General features: G+C 35.3%; 13 protein-coding genes. 5 read left to right on the top strand and 8 right to left on the bottom strand.

Going from position 1 to position 21,950, the window contains the following annotated elements:
• Window positions 1-58: 58 nt before the first annotated feature.
• Both DDD_RS16545 and DDD_RS16540 read left to right on the top strand, forming a co-directional pair.
• Window positions 59-6,142, top strand: coding sequence for a T9SS C-terminal target domain-containing protein (locus DDD_RS16545; RefSeq protein WP_041567239.1), 6,084 nt, complete (start codon window positions 59-61; stop codon window positions 6,140-6,142).
• 5 nt (window positions 6,143-6,147) lie between these two features.
• On the top strand, window positions 6,148-7,149 hold the full coding sequence (locus tag DDD_RS16540) for a PorP/SprF family type IX secretion system membrane protein (protein ID WP_041567238.1): 1,002 nt from the start codon (window positions 6,148-6,150) through the stop codon (window positions 7,147-7,149).
• Here DDD_RS16540 and DDD_RS18065 read toward each other — a convergent pair.
• From DDD_RS18065 to uvrA, 4 genes are all read right to left on the bottom strand, one after another.
• Window positions 7,146-7,286, bottom strand: coding sequence for a hypothetical protein (locus DDD_RS18065; protein WP_015364111.1), 141 nt, complete (start codon window positions 7,284-7,286; stop codon window positions 7,146-7,148). The genes DDD_RS16540 and DDD_RS18065 overlap by 4 nt on opposite strands.
• Before the next feature lie 99 nt (window positions 7,287-7,385).
• Window positions 7,386-8,681 (bottom strand): SH3 domain-containing protein, encoded by a 1,296-nt coding sequence (locus DDD_RS16535; protein ID WP_015364110.1) that lies wholly within the window; start codon window positions 8,679-8,681, stop codon window positions 7,386-7,388.
• A complete protein-coding gene (gene corA, locus DDD_RS16530) occupies window positions 8,672-9,748 on the bottom strand; it encodes a magnesium/cobalt transporter CorA (RefSeq protein ID WP_015364109.1) in 1,077 nt (358 codons plus the stop codon). The genes DDD_RS16535 and corA overlap by 10 nt, the downstream gene beginning before the upstream one ends.
• A 65-nt stretch (window positions 9,749-9,813) precedes the next feature.
• Entirely contained in the window at window positions 9,814-12,618 is a 2,805-nt protein-coding gene (gene uvrA, locus DDD_RS16525) for an excinuclease ABC subunit UvrA (RefSeq protein ID WP_041567237.1), read from the bottom strand.
• Between the two features lie 208 nt (window positions 12,619-12,826).
• On the opposite strand from uvrA, the gene DDD_RS16520 reads away from it, so the two are divergent.
• The 3 genes from DDD_RS16520 to DDD_RS16515 all read left to right on the top strand — a co-directional run bounded on the left by DDD_RS16520 (window position 12,827) and on the right by DDD_RS16515 (window position 15,445).
• On the top strand, window positions 12,827-13,411 hold the full coding sequence (locus tag DDD_RS16520) for an RNA polymerase sigma factor (protein ID WP_015364107.1): 585 nt from the start codon (window positions 12,827-12,829) through the stop codon (window positions 13,409-13,411).
• A 76-nt stretch (window positions 13,412-13,487) separates the two neighbouring features.
• Window positions 13,488-13,634: a hypothetical protein gene (locus tag DDD_RS18120; RefSeq protein WP_015364106.1), complete on the top strand. Its 147-nt coding sequence runs from the start codon at window positions 13,488-13,490 to the stop codon at window positions 13,632-13,634.
• Window positions 13,635-14,008: 374 nt separating this feature from the next.
• Entirely contained in the window at window positions 14,009-15,445 is a 1,437-nt protein-coding gene (locus tag DDD_RS16515; protein WP_015364105.1) for an NADP-dependent isocitrate dehydrogenase, read from the top strand.
• 76 nt (window positions 15,446-15,521) lie between these two features.
• Here the strand turns inward: DDD_RS16515 and DDD_RS16510 are convergent, their stop codons facing one another.
• The 4 genes from DDD_RS16510 to DDD_RS16495 form a co-directional block, all read right to left on the bottom strand.
• On the bottom strand, window positions 15,522-18,653 hold the full coding sequence (locus tag DDD_RS16510; RefSeq protein WP_015364104.1) for a WD40/YVTN/BNR-like repeat-containing protein: 3,132 nt from the start codon (window positions 18,651-18,653) through the stop codon (window positions 15,522-15,524).
• 81 nt (window positions 18,654-18,734) lie between these two features.
• Window positions 18,735-19,304 carry a hypothetical protein gene (locus DDD_RS16505; protein ID WP_015364103.1) on the bottom strand — a complete coding sequence of 190 codons (570 nt, stop codon included), beginning with the start codon at window positions 19,302-19,304 and terminating at the stop codon, window positions 18,735-18,737.
• 342 nt (window positions 19,305-19,646) lie between these two features.
• Window positions 19,647-20,465 carry a hypothetical protein gene (locus DDD_RS16500; protein ID WP_015364102.1) on the bottom strand — a complete coding sequence of 273 codons (819 nt, stop codon included), beginning with the start codon at window positions 20,463-20,465 and terminating at the stop codon, window positions 19,647-19,649.
• Window positions 20,466-20,525: 60 nt separating this feature from the next.
• Window positions 20,526-21,779 carry a hypothetical protein gene (locus tag DDD_RS16495; RefSeq protein WP_015364101.1) on the bottom strand — a complete coding sequence of 418 codons (1,254 nt, stop codon included), beginning with the start codon at window positions 21,777-21,779 and terminating at the stop codon, window positions 20,526-20,528.
• Between the last annotated feature and the right edge of the window lie 171 nt (window positions 21,780-21,950).

The raw sequence follows: 21,950 nt of genomic DNA, 5'->3' as shown, positions 1-21,950 counted from the left end.
ATGCATAGGTTTATTTTTTTCATCTTACTAATTGTACACAAAAGTTAAACGATGGGTTATGAATAAGATCGCTGTACTTTTTTTAAGTCTTAACATTTTTTCAATTTCTTCTGCAATTGAAAGAGTAACAATAGATGATGAAACCCCAAGTAATCATCTGTCTATTATAATGCCAAGTGCAACTATTTCAGGGTCGACTACTGTATGTCAAAATTCGGGAACAGTGCCTATTACTTTTAGAGGTCAGAGTGGCGTAAGGCCATATACTTTTGAATACCGACTTGGATCTGGAATGGTTCAAACGGTTACAACTGTAGGTAATTCAAACACTGTAGTTGTTGATGTTCCAACTACAAATTTAGGAGCTCAAGTTTATGAATTAATCAGTGTATCTGATCAAATTTCTAGCGCTACTCTAACACCAGGTCAATTTGTAACTATAGATGTTGTTTTAAATGATCTGGATGCAAATTTCACTTTTAATAATAATGTTTGTTCTGGACAGCCAGTAAATTTTAGTACTAGTGGGATGGGATCGGGAACATTAATGTATGAATGGGATTTTGGGGATGGAAACTTTTCTAATGTACAAAACCCAATACATATTTTTTCAGCAGTTGGATCTGGTATGTCTCAGGATTTTAATGTGACTCTTATCGTTAGTTCTTCGACTGGTTGCACTGAAACGGTAAGTAATTTTGTAACCATAATATCAGAGCCAAATTTAAACATCACGGAATCTCCAGGAAATCCTAATGGAGCATTTAATAATTGTAATAATGCTGGAACAAATTATTCCATAACCGTTGCTCAGACAGGTATACCTACAGGCTATAATGCAAGCACATTATACACTATAGATTGGGGTGATGGCACAACAATATCAAATAATGTAATGTTTCCAATTTCACATACTTATGCTGATTTAGGAGTTTACAACATGGTAGTCACAGCGCCATCAGTTGCAGGGCAATGTTCAGCTAGTCAGACTTATCAAGTTCTTAATATTTCAAATCCCAGTGGTGGAATAAATAGTCCTGGTTCCACAACTAATATTTGTGCGCCTTCTGGAATTTTGGATTTTAGTATTTCTAATTGGGGCACCAATTCCTTAGATACGGAATATAGAATTGATTTTGGAGATGGAAATACCGTAAATTATTCTCAATCACAACTCATTGCTGGAGCTCCATCGTTGACATCACCTTTTGTTGTACCTCATGAATACTTATTAACTAGCTGTCCAGGGCAATACTTTGTAAATTTAGAAATTGAAAATCAGTGTTCGATAACAACAGGTCAAGTAGGACCGATTTCAGTTATTTCAGAAACTATTGCCGATTTTGTCAATATTGAATCTGCATGCGTAAGCAACCAGGTCACCTTTTTTAATACCTCTGAGGTTGGTTTTGGACCAAACTGTTCGTCTGATGTTTTTTATACTTGGGATTATGGTGATGGAACTACTCCCATAGAGGTGCCTTCTCCAACGCCGCTTAATGGAGTGCATACGTACACTACACCAGGTACTTATACAGTGACACTTTCTACAAATTCAGCTTGTGGAATGGATTCCGTTTCAAATCAAATTTGTATTGAAAACCCTATCGTTCCAGACTTCGTATTTGATACAATAGAAGGTTGTTTTCCTGTTCAAGTATCAACTACTAACAATACGATTACATCAGATGCTTGCAGTCCGTTAGTTTATCAATGGAACGTTAGCTATCAAGATATCTATTGTGGTAGTTTACCAGAGGTATGGAGTTTTACTAATGGTACTAACATAAATTCACCAGAACCTTCTTTTGAGTTCATTACACCTGGCGTTTACACTCTCCAATCTACTATTTCTGGTAGCTCTTGTGGTGATGTGGTCTCTACACCACAAGATATTGTTGTTAAACAACCTCCAATAGTAACCATAAACCCTATAAATGATATTTGTAATAATGCAGGATCAAATTTAATATCTTTTACAGCTGCTGTAGATAATTGCGCACCACTTACGAGTTCTAGTAGTTACCTGTGGAGTTTTCCCGGAGGTGTTCCGTCAAGCTCAACTGATCCAAATCCATTAAATATTGCTTACAATGCGCCTGGAACATATTTTATTGATCTTACTGTTGATAATGAATGCGGTCCTACAACTGCAAATACAGTTTCTTTTACTATCCATCCGGAAACCAGTATTTCAGGTAATTTATCAGTTTGTCAAGGTGAAACAACTCAACTGACCTCATCAACGATGGGTAATAGTTGGCTTTCAACAGATACTTCAATTGCAATTGTAGATTCCACTGGTGCAGTGACCGGTATAACAGGTGGAACCACATTAATCACATTTATTGATGAAAATGGTTGCGATGCCTCTGTTAATTTTGATGTTCTTCCTGCTCCTGTAATCACTACACAGCCTTTGTCAAATCAACAAATTTGTCTTGGAGGTACAACTACCGATTTATCATTTTCTATTGCATCTGGAGGAGGAACGCTTACTTATCAATGGTATAGTAATACTATAAATAGTGTGATTGGAGGTACTTCCATCTCAGGTGCTACCTCAGCAGTATTTACTCCACCTAATTCACCTTTAGGAGTAAACTATTACTATTGCGAGATATTCTTTTCACAAGGAGGTTGTACTTCTGTTTTAACTCAAGTTGCTCAAGTAGAAATACTTCCCATTCCTACCATAGTGAATCAACCTACCCAATCACAAGAATTATGTGTAGGAGGAATAATTTCTCCTTTAACATTAAGCTTTATGGATGGTGCTGGAACAGTCACATATCAATGGTTCAGTAATACAGTTAATTCTAATAATGGAGGAACTCTTATTTCTGGAGCAGATCAGATGACCTACACACCATCTGCATTTACTACCGCTGGTACTTTTTATTATTACGTAGAGATAAATTTTAGCGCGAGTGGTTGTGGTACAATAATTAGCGATCCGGCAGAAGTTATAGTTGTAGATGAACCAGTAATTACCAGCCAACCAGTTACAACACAAACTCACTGCCAAGGTGCTATGACAGATACGTTATCGGTAACATCTATAGGTGGTCTTGGAAACTTTTCTTACCAATGGTTTAGTAATACATCAAACACTACTATTGGTGGCACACTTTTAACAGGAGAAACGTCAAATAGCTATATTCCGGATGCTTCAATAGTAGGAACAACATATTTTTACTGTGAAATTTCACAGACTGGTTTAGGTTGTGACATCGTAAGTGATGTTGCTGAAGTTATCATAATACCAGCACCTGTAATAACGAACCAACCTATAGATGATAGTATTTGCTTAGGTGAATCAATTAATCCATTGAGTGTAACGGTTACTAACGGAGCTTCATTACCTAATTATCAATGGTATAGTAATGTGTTAGATAGTACGGTAGGTGGATCACCTATTGTTGGTGCCAATGCAGATACTTATCAGCCACCGAATACTAATTTGGGAACTATTTACTATTATTGTGAAATCTCCTTCTCATCTGGAGGCTGCCCACAAATCTTTTCTGATACAGCAGAGGTTACTATCTCGGACTTTCCAAGTATCGCAAACCAAAATTATGTGATTTGTACTACAGATGTGTTTACGATGGATCCATTACAAGGAGGAATGAATACGGTTCCTGCTAACACTACGTACGTATGGACAATTTTAACTAACTCTCCGACAGGAGTGGTGACTGGTGCCACCAATGAGACTGTCCCTCAAAGTGATTTTACACAAAACTTAACTAACTCAACTACTCAAGTTGGAACGGTAGTTTATGCAGTTACTCCTGTTGCTGGTTCATGTTCTGGAAATAACTTTACAGTGAGTATAGATGTGTTTCCAACACCGATTGTAGATTTTAGCATAAATGATCAAACCCTTTGTAATTCTGATACATCAACTAGTGTAAGTTTGAGTTCCACAATTGTTGGAAATGTTTCATATTCTTGGACAGCAAATGTACCAGCTGGTATCACAGGTGTAACCTTATCTGGAACAGATGTAATACCAGTTCAAACATTAAATAATTCAACGACAGTGCCTTTAACTGTTGTATACACTGCGACAGCTACCTTTAATACGGGAGCTTCTAGTTGTCAAGGACCAGCTAATGATTATTCAATAACCGTTAATCCAGAGATTACTACTTCTACAATAGTATCAGACTTTAATGGCTTTAACGTAAGTTCTTTCGGAGCAAATGATGGTTCTATTGATTTAACAGTTTCTGGCGGGACTGGAAATTTTTCTTACAATTGGATAGGTCCAAATGGTTTTATTGCCACTACAGAGGATATTAACTCACTTGTAGCTGGAAATTACCAAGTCACTATAGATGACGGTTCTTGCGCACCTATTATTTTAGATTTTGTCTTAATTGAACCGGCCGAGTTGCTATTTGAAGAAGACTTGAGCGTTCATTTGGATTTAGAATGCTTTGGCGATATGAATGGAGCAATAGGTGTAAATATAACTCAAGAATCAATTGCCCCATATACCTTTGAAATTATCAATGCATCGGGAACAGTTGTAGGAAGCGTTGCAAATTCAAATGTGTTGAGTCAAACTTTTACAGGCTTATCCGGAGGAATATTTACTGTACGTATTACAGATGGCAATGGAGGAATTACGGAACTATCAGGATTAGAAATTTTGCAACCTGATATGATTATGATAGCAGCTTCTCAGACATCTATTTCTTGTTTTGGGGCAGATGATGCTTCTATTACCTTAAATGTCTCTGGTGGAAATGGTGGACCTTATACTGCTGATTGGAGTAATCTCGCAACTGGTTTTTTTCAAGCAAATTTAGGTGCTGGTACTTATGACATTACTGTAACAGATCGATTAGGATGTACTGAACTAATAAGTATTGTTATTCCTCAAGCTCCAATTTTTGATATTAGTCCAATTGTAGAAAATATTTCTTGCATAGGAGCTAACGATGGAAGTATAGCACTAAACTTAGTAGGTGGACTACAGCCTATTACTCTTACATGGAATGACGGTAGTACCTCTGGAGTTAATAGAAATAATCTAGGTCCTGGTACTTATACGGTAACCATAGAAGATGGAACGCCTTGTTTTATAACTGAAACATTTATAATTATAGAACCTCAAGCACTTGTAGTAGACGCCAATGTTACTAACGCCCTAGATTGTAATAATGGAGATACTGGAGCTATTAACCTAATAGTTTCTGGAGGAACGCCTCCTTATACCTACAATTGGTCAAACGGAGCTATAACCGAAGACTTAAATAATATCAGTTCAGGAAATTATTTAGTGACTGTTACAGATAGTGAAGGATGTATTGAAGCATCAAGCTTTACTGTTGTAAGACCAGCGCCCATAGAACTTTCAGTAACCGATTCTTTAACTGTAGATTGTGATACTAGTACGGTAGAACAAAATTTTGAAGCTGTCGTCAGTGGTGGAGTAGCTCCATTTACCTTTAATTGGTCTAATGGAAATGTCTCTGGAGCAAATAATCAATTCATGTCTACAAATCAAAATGGATTGATTATCCTTGAGGCGGTGGATTCACGTGGTTGTATCGGCACATTTAACTTTGATGTGGATTTAGAACGCATAGGCGAGCCTTCATTCAACTCTGAATCAATAGGATTTATAACTTTAGGGGAATATTCGATTCTTGATCCCATTCAATTTACAAATACTTCCACAGAGGACTTTAATAGTATTTCTTGGGACTTTGGAGACGGAGCTTTTTCAAACGATGAAAACCCTATTCATACTTATACCACTCCAGGGCAGTATACGGTTATCCAAACAGTAGTTTATGGTTACGGTTGTATTAAAACTTTTGTAAGAACTTTATTCATTACAAAAGGTTACAAACTCCTAATGCCAACAGCTTTCACACCTAATGATGATGGCCTTAACGATAACTTTAGACCTATTCAGGAAGGTCTCGAAGAATTGCGCTTTGATATTTATGATACGTGGGGCTCACTCATTTTTTCTGAATCTGGAGCAACAATAGCTGGATGGAACGGATTACTTAACGATCGTGAAGCCGAAAACGGTAATTACTATTTTAAATTAACTGCAAAAACATTCTACGGAGAAGAGATAAATGCCGAGGGAGCTTTCATTAAAATCGACTGAGAATTATGAGAATTAAGATTATATACATATGTATGGCATGTTGCTTTTCTCTAAAGTTGTTTGCCCAAGACCCTATTTTTACTCAGTACTATTTATTTCCTGAAACGCTCAACTCTGGATTTACCGGTTTTCAAGAAACTACAAAAGCTGGAATATTACATCGCACGCAGTGGCCAGATCTTAATTTTAGAGTCGATAGCGACTATGCTAATTTTAATACTTGGGTGCCAACGATGAACAGTGGGATAGGAGTGAATTTTTTAAGTCAGCGAGAACGGTTTACTAATTTTAGTCTGAGTCAGTTCAATCTAGCTTATGCTTACAAAGTACAGCTCACAGATCAATGGGTTTTTAGACCAGGTTTAGAATTAGGCTATGGATTTAAATCCTTTAATTTTAATAATATAGTATTAGAAGATCAAATCGATTTAGGCAGCAATACAATAAACCCTATTTCTATAGATAATTTAGACCCTAATGACCGTGTTTCCTACTTAGATGTAAGTGCATCATTGTTATTTAATAATGAAGACTTATGGTTTGGTATTGCTCTCAAACATCTCAATCGTCCTAATATTTCACTTGCGCCTGGTGGCAACTTACCTTTAAATCCTTTAGCGGCTTTTACCGCAGGATATGAACTGAAGCTAGCAGATTATCTTAATCTAAGATTTTTACCTTATTCTACTAAACTCTTACTTACAGCAAACTATATGCAGCAAGGTAATTACAACCGGTTTGATATAGGCTCCATGTTTGTAATAGACTTATTTTATATAGGCGCCATCGTAGCAACAAACCCTAATCGTAATTCTGCAAACTCTCATTTATTGACTAGTATAAATTTGATCGGAGGTTTACAATACGAGAATTTTAAATTTGGAATATCACACGATGTTAATGTTTCCAGATTAGGTCGTACTGGCGGGATTTATGAGCTCTCTGTCATCTTTACAATCGATCAGAAAGCTAAATGTTTTGGTTGTCCTTTATATGAAAGAATTTAATTGAGGTCTCGCTTTCGCGAAAGCGAGATTAAAAACATTCCATAAATGAAGAAATCCCAAGTAGTCATAAATGACACCTCAGGATTTCCTACTAACCAACCAAAAAACTTATGAAAATTACTCTTAATAACCTTCATATATAATGTTGCAATAGCTGTGCCAAACTATTATGCATGCACAGTATGTCAGTTAAGTTGTTTAATTTAACGTTTTTTTATTAATCAAAGCAGATATGCTTAATGTCTGTTATCGCACGAGATTCTGATAGGAGGAATTGTGGTGTCAACAAATTCTATTGTATTGCAATCGTAATATTCATCTATAAAACTAAAATATACTTGAGGTTTACCTTGAAATAAATTTCCTGCATACTGTTGTGAATATGGCATATCAGCATCACCTTTCCTGATAAATCCTGTTGGGCCATGGCCTTCACTACTTGTAAGATGGTGCTGTCTGATAAGTCTCCCATTTTTATCTTTTATGATAACATAACGCTGCGGTAATTCTTGAGTTTCAAAGGAAATCTGCAAATACTGATATTCATGACCGTCCAGACGGAAAATATAAGCCTCGTTTATATCATAATCTTTCATATAATGGTGAAAGTAAACAAGAACTGGTTTTTCTATTTTCTTAATATCAATAGCTTCCCATAAAATAGGAGTGACACCTTCTTCAGAAAAAGGATTCTCTTTACCTATTGCTACAAAGGACTGGTGGCATGCTACATCACATTGTATTTTGTTTTTAAAATCAAAACCTATATAATAATCTGTATCGTAGTACGCACTAACAGCTATTAATGGAAGTTCCTTGATAGCAAATTTAAAATACTTATTTCTATGATAGTCGTAAACGTGCACTTGCTCGTTTTCATGAAGTTGAAGAAATTTTAAATATTCTTTACGATCTTTTTTTGACAAGGTTGTCCAGTCCTTTTGATTAGTAAAGTTTAATTCCAAAGTCTTAACATTGCTATCATCATAATTTCCCATGAATGCATCACCTAATGAAACAAAAGGATAATTTTTATCTGGATTATATGTCATCATAGAAAATATGCGTAGTTCAGACTTGAGCATTTCTTGCTCCGTGTAGGATTCACTTAAAAAAGCATCGAATACGTAGACAGATGTACTGTAAGTTTTTACTTTTACCCATTCCCCAGTAATTTTTTTTCCAGCGTCTTGTATGGTATCGTAAACTCCAGTAGTTCCAATTATAGCGATGCTAGAATTAAATGGAAACTTACCGAGTATCTTTCCATTTGGCGCATCTCTAAAATTTAATCCAGAAGCTGCGTTGACATATTTTTGAATTGGTCTCTCACTTAATTTATTATGAGGTTTTGGTTGCTCCTGAGGAATGGATGGCTTTCTATTATCAGTTGTATCAATAGTTTGTTCTTGTTGTAGCTTCTGACTAAGATCTAAAGAATCATTCTCAGATGTTTCTTTTTTACAGCTAATAAAAGCAGCCATAACAACTAAGAAGTATAATATTAATATGAAACTTTTCTTTAAATCCATTTCTTCCATTTAAAGAAACCGAGTAAAGTAAAAAATATGACAGCGTTGATGATCCAGAAATATTGATAACCGTGCTCCCATGTCAATTCTGGAATGTGCTCAAAGTTCATCCCATAAATTCCAGCGACAAATGTCATAGGAATAAATAGTGATGACACGATAGTAAGCACTTGCATGATTTGGTTCATTTTATGACTCACACTCGATAAATACATGTCTCTAAGACCAGCATTTATCTCTCGATAGGTTTCTACAGTTTCTATGATTTGGATACAGTGATCATAAGCATCTTGTAGGTAGGCATGAGTTCGTTTTTCTATAATTGAGCTATCTTCTTTTAGTAATCTAGATATGGATTCTCGTAAAGGAAATATCGCACGGCGCAATTTCAACAACATTCGTTTATTATCTTGCGCTTGATTGAGAGAATCTTTAGTAGGTTCGATAAAAATTTCATCCTCCAGTCTATCAAGATATTCGCCTATTTGCTCAATAACTAAAAAGTAATGGTCAATGATACTATCGATTAATGCATAAAATAAGTAATCACTTTTAACGCCTCTTATGCGGCCGCGGCTATTTTCAATTCTATCTCGTATATTTTCAAAAACGTCGCCAGTTTTTTCTTGAAAAGAAATTACGGCATCTTCAGTAAGAATGATACTTACTTGCTCTTCATTCAGTTCATTATTCTCGGCATCATAAGAAATCATTTTGATGCATTGATAAATATGATTGTCGTAAAATTCTGTTTTTGGTCGTTGTGTTGTATTTGCTATATCCTCTAAAAGTAGGTGGTGCAAGTGAAATTTAGCCCCTATTTTTTCTAGCAGTTTAATATCATGAACTCCGTCAATGTTAAACCAGTTGACACGATCTTCCTTAAGCTGATCTAAAAATATCCCATCCTGTTTTGAGTAGTGGTCCACATCGTAAAGAATGGTTTCTGTGGTCACTTCACCAGTTCTTTCTTCTCCCACGTATGAAATAGTTCCTGGTGGCTGGAATACAGTACCGGTGGATTTGGGCGTTGCTTTACGTCTTAGTCGTAGATTGATTTTTTTCATGAATCAGCTGGTTATGTGAATTGCTTCACAATCAAATGTAATAAGTTTAAACCTAAACTAGGAATTTACTTCAATTTCTCTGCAATATAAGGTGCTGTGTAGCTGTCTTTTACTTTTGCAACTTCTTCTGGCGTTCCAGCAGCTATTAAATGTCCACCAGCTTTTCCTCCTTCAGGTCCTAGATCAATGACGTGATCTGCACATTTAACAAGATCCATGTTGTGCTCTATTACAATAACTGAATGTCCTTTTTCTATTAGAGCATTAAAACTATCTAGCAATTTATTGATATCGTGAAAATGCAGTCCTGTTGTAGGCTCATCAAAGATAAAAAGCGTTTTATCTGATGTAGTACCTTTTACTAAAAAGCTAGCTAATTTAATACGTTGTGCTTCACCACCAGATAGAGTAGAGGAGCTTTGTCCTAAAGTTACATAACCTAAACCTACGTCTTGTAAAGGCTTAAGTTTTCTAGTTATTTTGGCCTCTTGATTAGTTTCAAAAAATTCAATGGCGTCATTGATGGTAAGGTTTAAAACGTCGTCTATGTTATGATCATGAAACTTGATTTCAAGAATTTCTTTTTTGAAACGTTTTCCATTGCAGGTTTCACATTTCAAAGTAACATCTGCCATGAATTGCATCTCGATGGTTACCTCACCATCTCCTTTGCAAGTTTCACATCTCCCGCCATCTACGTTAAAGGAAAAGTGCTTTGGTTTATAGTTTCTTATTTTTGCAACTTTCTCATTTGCAAATAAGTTACGTATGTCATCGTACGCCTTTATATAAGTTACAGGATTAGATCGCGAACTTCTACCTATAGGGTTTTGATCAATAAATTCAACTGTTTTTACGTTTTCAAATTTGCCAGAAATCTCAGTGAATTGCCCAGCTTTTTTACCATAACCACCTAATTTTTTTAAAATGGCTGGATAAAGAATTTGCTTTACTAAAGTAGACTTTCCACTACCAGAAACTCCAGTAACCATAGTCAAAACTCCTAACGGGAATCTTACGTCTATGTTTTTAAGATTGTTCTGTCTCGCACCTTTAATATCTATATAATATTTATGTGATCTTCGCTTTCGCGGAAGCGGAATCTCCATAGAACCATTTAAATATTGTGCTGTTAGACTGTCAGATTTCAATATTTCATTAAGATTTCCTGCGGCAACAACTTCACCACCATGCGTTCCAGCCTCAGGACCGATGTCGATGATTTCATCTGCTGCTTGCATTATTTCTTCATCGTGTTCTACGACAATTACTGTATTGCCTAAATCACGTAAATTCTTGAGAACCTTTATTAATCGCTTAGTATCTCGTGGATGCAGTCCTATGCTAGGCTCATCGAGAATGTACATACTACCTACGAGACTGCTTCCCAAAGAAGTCGCTAGATTAATACGCTGTGATTCTCCACCAGAGAGGCTATTAGATTTGCGATTTAAGGTCAAGTAATCAAGCCCGACATCTGATAAAAAAGCCAGCCTATTGTTGATTTCAATGAGTAATCGCTTAGCGATATCTTGATCGTTTTGGCTCAATTCTAATTGCTCAAAAAACGGAACCAGTTCTTTTATAGGCATAGTTACCAAATCGGTGATAGTAACACCAGCAATTTTAACGTAGTTGGTTTCTTTTCTCAATCGAGCACCATTACAGTTGCTACACTTCGTTTTACCACGATACCTAGAAAGCATCACACGGTTTTGAATTTTATAAGCTTTCGCCTCGAGCTCTTCAAAGAAGCTGTGAATTCCTTCAAAATACTGGTTTCCATCCCATACCAACTGTTTTTGTTTATCTGTCAACTCAAACCATGGTCGGTGGATAGGAAAATCAAATTTATCGGCAGTTTTGATAAGTTGATTATTGTAGTACGACATGCTCTCGCCGCGCCATGGGAAAACTGCTTGCTCATAGATAGAAAGTGCCGTATTAGGAATCACAAGATCCTCATCTATTCCTATGACATCGCCATAACCTTCACATTTAGGACAAGCTCCGTATGGATTATTAAAACTAAATAAATGTGGATTAGGCTCTAGGAATTCTATCCCATCTAGTTCAAATTTATTTGTAAACTCACGGACTTTGCTACCATCCATGTATTCTATAAAAGCAACTCCTTTTCCTTCAAAAAAAGCTGTGTCAATAGCGTCTGCAAGGCGATTATAAAAATCTTCATCATCACGCACTATAATACGATCTACAACTATTTTTACTTCGTCTTTTTTAGAATACGTCAGATTTTCTTCATCAATTCTATGAACTGAATCGTTAATTTTAATACGCGTATACCCTTGTTGTTGTAAGACTTGAAGTTGCTCTGCAATATCTCTCTTACCTTTAACTATCAATCTAGTAGTAAGCAATAGCTTAGAACCTTCTTCTTGTTCTTTTACGTAGTTGACAACATCAGTAACCGTATCTTTTTTTACTTCATCACCAGAGATAGGAGAGTAGGTGTGACCTATACGAGCAAAGAGTAATTTGAGATAATCATAAATCTCTGTTGTAGTACCAACAGTAGATCGTGGATTTGTAGAGTTTACCTTTTGCTCGATAGCAATTGCAGGAGCAATACCTTTTATATATTCTACTTTAGGCTTGTTTAACCGTCCAAGAAACTGTCTTGCATAAGAAGATAAACTTTCTACGTAGCGACGTTGACCTTCAGCATACAAGGTGTCAAAAGCTAAAGATGATTTACCACTACCAGATAAACCAGTGATGACCACTAATTTATTTCTAGGGATAACAGCGTCTAGACTTTTGAGATTATGAAGCTCAGCCCCTTTTATAAGAATGTTCTTCTTAGGGCTTAATTGATCTATATCGGCAAACAATTTTGTTTCAGGCATAGCTACAAAGATAAGTGTGAGTTTTTGCTTGAAAGAATCGAATATTGTAATTTAAATGTTAAATTAAGTTATCAAATTTTGGATAAGTGGAATAAATGTTGCTATATTTATCCCGTTAACATTTTTTAAACACTCTGCGTATAGTATAACATTACTTTAAAAATCTGATCGAAGGCTCAAATACTGAGATCAATTAAGTTGTTATATTATGAAAATTGAAAATGTGAAAGATGCTGTTTTGGTTAAACAGTACATTAATGGAAGCGAGAAAGGACTTGAAGTTTTAATCACTCGCCACAAGCAAAGAATCTACAGTTTTATTTTTTCTAAGGTAATGGATCGAGATATTACCGAAGATATTTTTCAGGATACTTTTATTAAAGTGATTCGTACGCTTAAGAAAGGAAAGTATAATGAGGAAGGTAAGTTTTTACCATGGGTAATGCGTATCGCACATAATCTTGTTATAGACCACTTCCGTCGTAATAAGCGTATGCCTAAATTCCAATCACGTAACGATTTTGATATTTTTGACGTCATCAGTGATGGAGAAGAAAGTATGGAATATGATATGATTACAAATCAGATGCATGAAGATGTGCGCAAGCTAGTTGAAGAGCTACCAGCAGATCAAAAAGAAGTGCTTACCATGCGTATTTTTAAAGAAATGTCGTTTAAAGAAATTGCTGCTTGTACTGATGTGAGCATCAATACCGCATTAGGTAGAATGCGTTATGCACTTATTAATTTACGTAAAGTAATTGACAAGCATAACATTGTTTTAACTAGGTAATTAATTAAAAAATAAGGAATTGTATAATAAAAGCTTTTAATGCTCGTTTTATTGGAAACTAATCTAATTAACTAGCATGGCAAAACTTTACAATGAATCTTTCCCAGAACCAGTGAAACCTACAGGTCCGAAAGCAGAAACGATAAATTTTCTGCTCAATTTTTCAAAAGCATTAAGTGTTACTAAATATAAGAATATGACGTTTGAAACGCTTAACAACTGACATTTAACCAGTGTCAATTTTTGTTTTCAATTTGAAAACCCATTCTCGAAGCTACTGAGAATGGGTTTTCTTTTTTATTTGAAATACTACTTTCAGTTTGATCCATCAGTAGAACTTTAAATTATTTGTTAAGGGCATAGGTATTGAAAAACGTCCTACTTGTTAACGAAAATTAATTAAAAAATTGTTTTTGAATCGTATTTGATTAGTAACAAACGATATACGATTCAGATAAATTTGAAATGAAGTAACAACCTTTCAAAAGAAAAAGTTAAAATACTAATATATAAATATTACTTATGTGATTGATTATAATTATATATAAAAACTTATGGATTTATGTTTGTTTATTTGCACTGTCTAAAACATAACAAATGAAAAAAATCACAATTGCAAAAGGAGATGGAATAGGTCCAGAAATTATGGACGCAACGCTCAAAATCTTGACAGCTGCAAAAGCTCCGATCGAATGGGATGAAGTTGCCATAGGAGAACAAGTTTACTTATCAGGAAATACGACTGGTATTCCTCAAGAGGCATGGGACACGATAAGAAGAAACAAAATCTTTCTAAAAGCACCTATCACCACTCCACAAGGTAAAGGATACAAAAGCTTAAATGTCACTTTGCGCAAAACCTTAGGCTTATTTGCAAATGTGAGACCTTGTAATAGTTTCTCTCCTTATATTGCTACAAAGCACCCAGATATGGATGTTGTAATAGTACGTGAAAATGAAGAGGATTTATACGCAGGAATAGAGCACCGTCAGACAGATGAGGTATATCAATGTCTTAAATTAATCACTCGTCCAGGATGTGAGAAGATTGTTAGATATGCATTTGAATATGCAAAATTATACAATCGTAAGAAAGTAAGTTGTTTTGTAAAGGACAACATCATGAAATTGACTGACGGTTTGTTTCACACTGTCTTTAAAGAAATTGCTAAAGAATATCCGGAAATAGAATCAGACAGCTGGATCGTGGATATTGCAGCTGCAAAAATAGCTAATGAGCCAGAACTTTTTGATGTCGTAGTACTACCTAACTTATACGGAGATATTGTATCTGACATCACTGCCGAAATTTCTGGATCTGTAGGTCTTGCAGGATCATCAAACATAGGAGAAGAATGTTCTATGTTTGAGGCTATCCATGGATCTGCTCCATTGATTGCAGGTAAGAAAATAGCAAACCCTTCTGGATTATTAAGAGGTGCTATAATGATGTTAAATCATATCGGTGAGCAAGAAGTAGCCATGAAAATAAAGAATGCTTGGTCTTGTGCAATTGAAGAGGGAATTCATACAGCCGATATTTATAAAGAAGGAACGAGTAAACGTCTTGTAAATACAATGGAATTTGCAGATGCCGTGATAGTAAGGTTAGGTCAAAAACCACAACAATTGCCAGAGGTTCAATATGATACAAATGCAAAAATTACCATCAAGAAGTATGAACGTCCAGTACCACAAGCCAAGAATCTAGTAGGTGTGGATGTATTCATAGATTGGCGAGGTAAAGGTGCTAATCAACTTGCAGAAGAATTGAGCAAGGCAAACAATGGTCTAGAATTAAAAATGATTACTAATCGTGGCGTCAAAGTTTGGCCTAATGGTTTTGAAGAGACTTTCTGTACAGACCACTGGAGATGTAGATTTGAAAAATCTGCAGAATTGGAACAAGTTTCTAACAAGAATGTTGTCCATCTTTTAGGAAATATAGGTAACGAAAATCTAGATGCTATTAAAACTGAGAACCTTTACGAGTTTGATGGACAATTAGGGTATTCACTAGGCCAAGGTCAATAAAAGACTTTATTTAACATAGAGAAAGCAGCTTAATAATAAGCTGCTTTTTTAATGATCAGGTTTTTAGGAATTGCAATTATTCCTCAAACATATCTATCGTCACTTGTTTCATCTCTGCTACGAAAGCGGCCCATTCTTTTTCAAGAAAGGATTTTGATTCTGCATTGACTTCTCTTGCAAGAGCAGCAGCCTGATTGTATAATTGCTCCTCAGTTGCGGTTTGAGGTCCTTGACGACTTCCTATATAACTAGAAGCACCATAAATACGATTCATAACTGTAACCTCTGGATTACGAGTGATTCCTTGACGCTCATCTGGCGTACCGAAATATTTGTTCTGGTGTTTTTCTAGTTGCTTCACAATAGAATCAGTCGCTTTTATCTGTTCTTTAAATGCCTCTTTATCTTGAGATTTCAAGAGCTTTTTGAAGTTTTCTGCGGTTTCTTTGTTTTTAACCAGTTGCGACGTTACGGCTTCGACTTCCATAATCAAGCCTTGCAGCTTTTCTTGTGCAGCGCGCTGTTCTTTGCGATTTGCCATCGAGAACTCGTCTATTCTTGGATCTTCCATGACCTCAATCATCTGCTCGCTGGTCATTTCTCCATAGTGCAATACTGCTTTATAAGTTCCTGGTAAGACATCATTTCCTCCTGGTTCTCTTTTAGAATCCCTCACTCTTCGCGACGGATATTCGATTCCTTTTTCGTCTAGTCTCCATGACCATTCATGTACTCCTTTTTCTTTAGGTATTTTACTACTTAAAGTTCTAATCAATTCTTCTCCTTTGTAGATTTTGAGGAATAAAGAATCTGATTTTACGGTGTCGGATTTTGCTTTTAGTTCTTTGTCAAAGTAGTATTTGAATCTTCCTATAGGTCGACTTCTATTTTCTCCATGAAACATAGCATCTGCACCGAATCTACTTCCTGTAGGTTGCTGATAACGGGCAAAATAGGCTGTAGGAGGCTCGTATAATTCTATTGCTTTTCTCTGTTTCGCTTTCGCGAAAGCGGTAAGAGGTTCCAAGTCATCAAGTACCCAAGCAGCTCTACCGAAAGTCCCAATGATAAGATCGTCCTCACGTGGATGAATCACCAAATCTTTAACAGAAACCGTCGGGAAACCGTTGGTGTATTTGGTCCAATTATCGCCAGCGTCAATACTTATGTAAAGTCCGTCATCTGTTCCTAGAAAGATCAAATTATTTTCTTCTGGATGCTCGATAATACTTAAAGCATAACTTATCACATCGTCCTTATTTACAATACGTGTCCAGCTTTTTCCATAATTTGTGGTACGGTAAGCATAAGGCTCAAAATTGAACCTGCGGTAATCGTTTGCAACGAGTAAGGCATGACCTTTTTTAGTTTTCGAAGCTTTGATTTGTGCAATCCAGCTTCCTTCTGGTAGTCCTTTTAAACCTTTAGTAATATTATCCCAACTTTCGCCACCATTTTTAGTGATATGAACAAGACCATCGTCGGTACCTACATAGAGAACATCTTTTTCTACTGCGCTAGGTTCGATCACTAAAATAGTAGTATGATTTTCTGCTCCTGTAGCATCCATGGTAAGACCACCAGATTCTGATTGCTTTTGTTTTTCTGGATCGTTAGTCGTTAAATCTGGAGAAATCACTTCCCAAGTCAGACCTTTATCAGTGGACTTGTGTACAAACTGACTTCCAAAATATAATGTAGAACTATCAAAAGGATCCATATTAATGGCAGCATTCCAGTTAAATCTCAATTGTACATCTGCATCAGGATGTGTAGGTCGTACACTATAATTATTACCAGTTTGCCAGTCGTAACGACTTACATAACCTTGCTGACTCATAGAGTAACCAAATCGATTATTATCAGGATCTGGCACCACGTCAAAACCATCTCCAAAACTAATTTCTTGCCAGTAACTATTTCTTATTCCTTGTGCTCTCCAAGAGTAAGCCGGACCACGCCAGCTACCATTATCCTGCATACCTCCATATACGTTGTAGGGTATTTCCATATCTACATTGATATGATAGAATTGCGCCACAGGAAGATTTCCTATAAAACGCCATGTTTTACCACGATCGCGAGTTATGTTTAATCCACCATCGTTTCCATCGATCATGAATTTGCCGTTTTTAGGATGCACATACCAAGCGTGATGATCAGGATGTACTCCGTTATTAGCACCATAAGCTGGCATTAATTGCGAGAAATTCTTACCGCCATCTTCAGACACATTTACATAGGTAAATACAGAATAGACGCGATTTTCATTTTGAGAATCTACATAAATCTCTGAATAATAAAATGGACGATTACCAATGTCACTTTTATTATTAATCATTTTCCAGTTGAAACCACCATCGGTAGATTTGTACAACGCATTTTTCTCAGCTTCTACAAGTGCATAAACTACGTTAGGCTCGCTAGGAGCGATGGCAACACCTATACGTCCTAATTCTCCTTTAGGTAATCCATCTTCTTCAGTTATTTTCTTCCAATTCTCTCCACCATCGTGAGTCATGTAGAGTCCAGAACCTTCTCCACCAGATTTAAAGAACCATGGATCACGTTTGTGTTCCCACATGGCAGCGATTAATTTATTAGGATTGGTAGGATCCATTACAAGATCTGCCGCTCCAGATTTGTCGTTAGTGTAAAGTATTTTCTTCCATGTTTTTCCACCATCGGTAGTTTTAAAAACCCCACGTTCTGGATGAATTCCCCATGGCGAACCTATTGCAGCAGCGTAAACCACATCAGGATTTGTAGGATCGATAACCACTCGATGAATGTTGCGTGTTTTCTCCAGTCCCATACGTTTCCACGATTTTCCAGCGTCTAGAGATTTGTAAATTCCTTCTCCACCATTAAGAGAATTACGCGGATTTCCTTCACCAGTTCCCACCCAAATCACGCTAGGATTAGATTGCTGTACGGCAACAGCTCCTACAGAAGCGGTTTCTTGATCATCAAAAATAGGGTCCCAAGTGATCCCACCATTAGCCGATTTCCACAAACCACCACTTGCGGTTCCTGCATAAATAATTTCTGGATTGTCGTGTACGACATCAATTGAAGTGACACGACCTGACATGCCTCCTGGGCCTATATTTCTAGGTTCTAGGTTTTTGACCAATTCTAAATCTAATTTTTGAGCATTTGTAGTTGCTGCGACGCATAAAAATGCGAGAAGTAAGAGTCTTTTCATTTTTGGTTTTTCTTGAAGACCTAAAGATAAAACCTAAATGTGAGAATATAGAACAGGAAGGAATCTAAGTTAAAAGCAATTTTAAATATTATCAAACATATTAAAAACACCTATCATTATTCCCCATCCTAGACCGTTTACTCCCAAAACCAATCCAATTATCGAAACTAGTCTTTCAAAAGTAGTAATACCTTCTTTAATTAAAACTTTTACAAACTTAGGAGGTTCCTCTTTAGTAAATATTCTCTTCAGTGATAATTGAGATTGACTAAAAGCTAGGTTTTCAATATTTGATAACACTATATCACATTCTCTTGGTGAATCTATAGAGAAACTCCAACAGGTTACTCCATAAATACCTTTAGAACGAAACGTAAATTGCGGTATCGATTGATTTAAATGAATAGGTGCTCCTGATTTAGATGTCATTTTAAGTTGAAAACCTCTCTGAAAATTAACGTGCCTGGCACCTATGAAACTAATGGTGTATAATCCGCTTTTTTGAAAGGTTATGTTTTGTTCGCCATTTTCTAAAGGAAACTCAGTTATTGTCTTACATCTATAAGCTTTTATAAAAATTCTTAATGCTTGGTAGATTAAAAATAGGCTGATAAGTCCTATCGTTATAAATATAAGTTGGGTGTCGTTCATCTTCAAACCTAATGCAATAATATCATTGTAAATAACCTATTTAATTTCGAATTTAAAAATAATTGGATTTCGTTTATTTTGGATAGTAAGCATATAACCAAATCATAAAAACCCCTAACAATATGAGTGGCACTATGGAGCCATAATAGATTCCCCATCCTATTTTTTTTAAATTTTTAGAACAAAATAATTTTAACAGAAAGCCAAATAAAGTACTGATTGCGTAAGTGAATATGATTGAATTAAAATTATCTAATAGTTTATATGACAATGCTATGTAAATATGAATCACGATAGTTATAACAAAGGATATTTTATTCAAGTTGATCATTGATAACTAATCTACTTTTTTTCTCCATCTCCATTAATTTTATCCCAAGCTTTTCTTGTCAAGATTATTAAGGTCTCTTTTTCTAAGTTAAGAATAGAAACATACTTTTTACTCATCACTATATGTTGACCTATACGAGTGTAGTTTTTATAAAGTAACAAAGTACAAACATCAGTAACATCAATAAAGTCTGAAACAATATGAGTATGGAAAGAAGATTCTATATTTTCATTTTCAGTATAATCAAAGCTTAAGATACTGTTATGCAGTTTTTCACGCTTTTTAATCTTGTTTTTTTTGTTAAAGGTCAATTTATAATCATTTCCTATAAGCATTTGAGGCTCTGAAGATCCTGATATGATATAAACCTTTTTCTTCCCTTCATATATTATGGGAATCAGGTTTGGGTTTACATTCTCATAAAAGGAATAAAAACCATCTTCATTACTCATCATGTCTTCAAAAGCCTTTTTCCTAATTTCTAGTAGTTCGGTTTCTTGTTCTTTTATTACCAGATTTTCAGTTTCTACAAAAAGTCTCTCGGGAACTGGAACACCTTTAAATAGGTAACGAGCTAGCACTGCATTCTCTTCTCCATAAAATAGTGTAACGGCATCTTCGTCTTTATTTACATACGAAAAATAACCTCTTATATCAGCACGCTTTTCTGGATAAGTAGCTAGAAAATGATCTGTAGCATGCCAAGATGCCTGCTCCATAACAAGTAGTTCTTTAGCTTCTTTGAGTATTTCGGTTGCCTTTTTTTCTAAGTTTTGAGCTGATAAAGAAAGACTTAATAACAGGAAAAGGCTAGTTAGGATATGTCGCATTAGTTAATATTTTTAATAAAGATAGTTGTTGTCTCGCTTTCGCGAAAGCGAGATAAAAATTTACCTAGAAGGATCAAAAATCTTGGGAGGTGGTAACGGATTTTTGGAGATTAGTAATGAAAACGGCCTATCATTAACCTCTCTTCTTAGGTTTGTTTTTTCACCTTTTTTGAGTAGTGTGATATCGATATTATCTTTGTGATCATAGGGTAGGCTTAGTATAGTACCATCTGGATATAAAATAAAGTGATCACCATCGGTAGGACCTTGAGTAGCTAGTTTTTTTCTTACTTTATCATCATAATCATAATAACAGCCTTCTGGAACGTATAGAGAACCTGCTTGAGCAATCCAAACCAGTTTCATACCCTTTGTGTTATTGATTTTTTTTTGCAACATTCTACGCCTTTGATTTTCTGTTTCAAAAAAATCGTAGTTAGTAGTGTACAAATGATAGTCTACTATGATGGTATCGTTACGTTTAAGATTTTGACCTGTTATCTCACTCAAATACTCTGCATAACCGTTGCGTATGGTAGTATCTATTTTTCTCTCTAAATCATTTTCATAAAGAACCTTGAATAATTTAGAGTTATCAAAATTTAGGTATTCAATTTTAGAAATAGGTTTTTTAATTTTGACTGGATCGACTTTCTTTAAATTTTTATCAACTGTTACGATACTATCAGTTTTTATATTATTAGATATTCTGGTAACATTTCGAGTATTTAAAACAGCATAATTTTGTATAAAGTCTATAGGTTCTATAAAACTATTTTCCTTTGATATCCATAAAAAATGAGGTGTTCTAACGGTAGAATTAAAATATGTCAGATGGAAAAAATCTAGCTCATCATTATAGATACCAGGTAATGAACTATCATAGACATTGGGCGCGGCTACTATCAACATATTACCTAGATTGTTTTGAATGTCTCTCAAAATGATAGCATACTGAGAGGTGTACCAATGTTTTGATTGTAAAATTTCATCGCGAGATAAGGTGGCTTCTTCAATGGATGGATAATACAGTACAAGCAACGGTATATCTGAATTAAATTCATTATTTGTGATTTGATTAATGGACTCAATTTCAGTTTTTGCATCGTTAAATTTAGCAGATTTTCTTCTAAGAAATAATTCATTGAATTCCTTATCATACGAAGAGATAGCGATTAAACTGTCCTTTCCCTTTCTTTTCATTTTTCTAAATTCTTTTTTAGAAATTTCAATTCCGTTTGGATTGATATAAATTTTCTGACTGTATAAGATCGTAGTGAAAAAGAGAAAAGTAAAAAGAATTATTTTTTGCATTGATATAGTTGAATGAATTGCTGAAATTAAATCTCTATAGTAAAATCTAGAGGCTATTGTGATATTTATTAATTATAATACGCTTTCGCGAAAGCGGAATTTTAATTTCATTATTTAATCAAAAGGTTTTTTCCCTGAGTTTTTCCTTAAAAACTTAAAGATAAAGCCTTA

This window comes from Nonlabens dokdonensis DSW-6 (assembly GCF_000332115.1).
GTDB classification, from domain to species: domain Bacteria; phylum Bacteroidota; class Bacteroidia; order Flavobacteriales; family Flavobacteriaceae; genus Nonlabens; species Nonlabens dokdonensis.
Note: the sequence above shows the minus strand (reverse complement) of the source record. Positions and strands in the feature narration are given on the sequence as shown.

Bases quoted from the DNA above. Each gene is read 5' to 3' on its own strand.
- DDD_RS16545 (WP_041567239.1), top strand. From the start codon at position 59: ATGAATAAGATCGCTGTACTTTTTTTAAGTCTTAACATTTTTTCAATT.
- DDD_RS16540 (WP_041567238.1), top strand. From the start codon at position 6,148: ATGAGAATTAAGATTATATACATATGTATGGCATGTTGCTTTTCTCTA.
- DDD_RS18065 (WP_015364111.1), bottom strand. From the start codon at position 7,286: ATGAAGGTTATTAAGAGTAATTTTCATAAGTTTTTTGGTTGGTTAGTA.
- DDD_RS16535 (WP_015364110.1), bottom strand. From the start codon at position 8,681: ATGGATTTAAAGAAAAGTTTCATATTAATATTATACTTCTTAGTTGTT.
- corA (WP_015364109.1), bottom strand. From the start codon at position 9,748: ATGAAAAAAATCAATCTACGACTAAGACGTAAAGCAACGCCCAAATCC.
- uvrA (WP_041567237.1), bottom strand. From the start codon at position 12,618: ATGCCTGAAACAAAATTGTTTGCCGATATAGATCAATTAAGCCCTAAG.
- DDD_RS16520 (WP_015364107.1), top strand. From the start codon at position 12,827: ATGAAAATTGAAAATGTGAAAGATGCTGTTTTGGTTAAACAGTACATT.
- DDD_RS18120 (WP_015364106.1), top strand. From the start codon at position 13,488: ATGGCAAAACTTTACAATGAATCTTTCCCAGAACCAGTGAAACCTACA.
- DDD_RS16515 (WP_015364105.1), top strand. From the start codon at position 14,009: ATGAAAAAAATCACAATTGCAAAAGGAGATGGAATAGGTCCAGAAATT.
- DDD_RS16510 (WP_015364104.1), bottom strand. From the start codon at position 18,653: ATGAAAAGACTCTTACTTCTCGCATTTTTATGCGTCGCAGCAACTACA.
- DDD_RS16505 (WP_015364103.1), bottom strand. From the start codon at position 19,304: ATGAACGACACCCAACTTATATTTATAACGATAGGACTTATCAGCCTA.
- DDD_RS16500 (WP_015364102.1), bottom strand. From the start codon at position 20,465: ATGCGACATATCCTAACTAGCCTTTTCCTGTTATTAAGTCTTTCTTTA.
- DDD_RS16495 (WP_015364101.1), bottom strand. From the start codon at position 21,779: ATGCAAAAAATAATTCTTTTTACTTTTCTCTTTTTCACTACGATCTTA.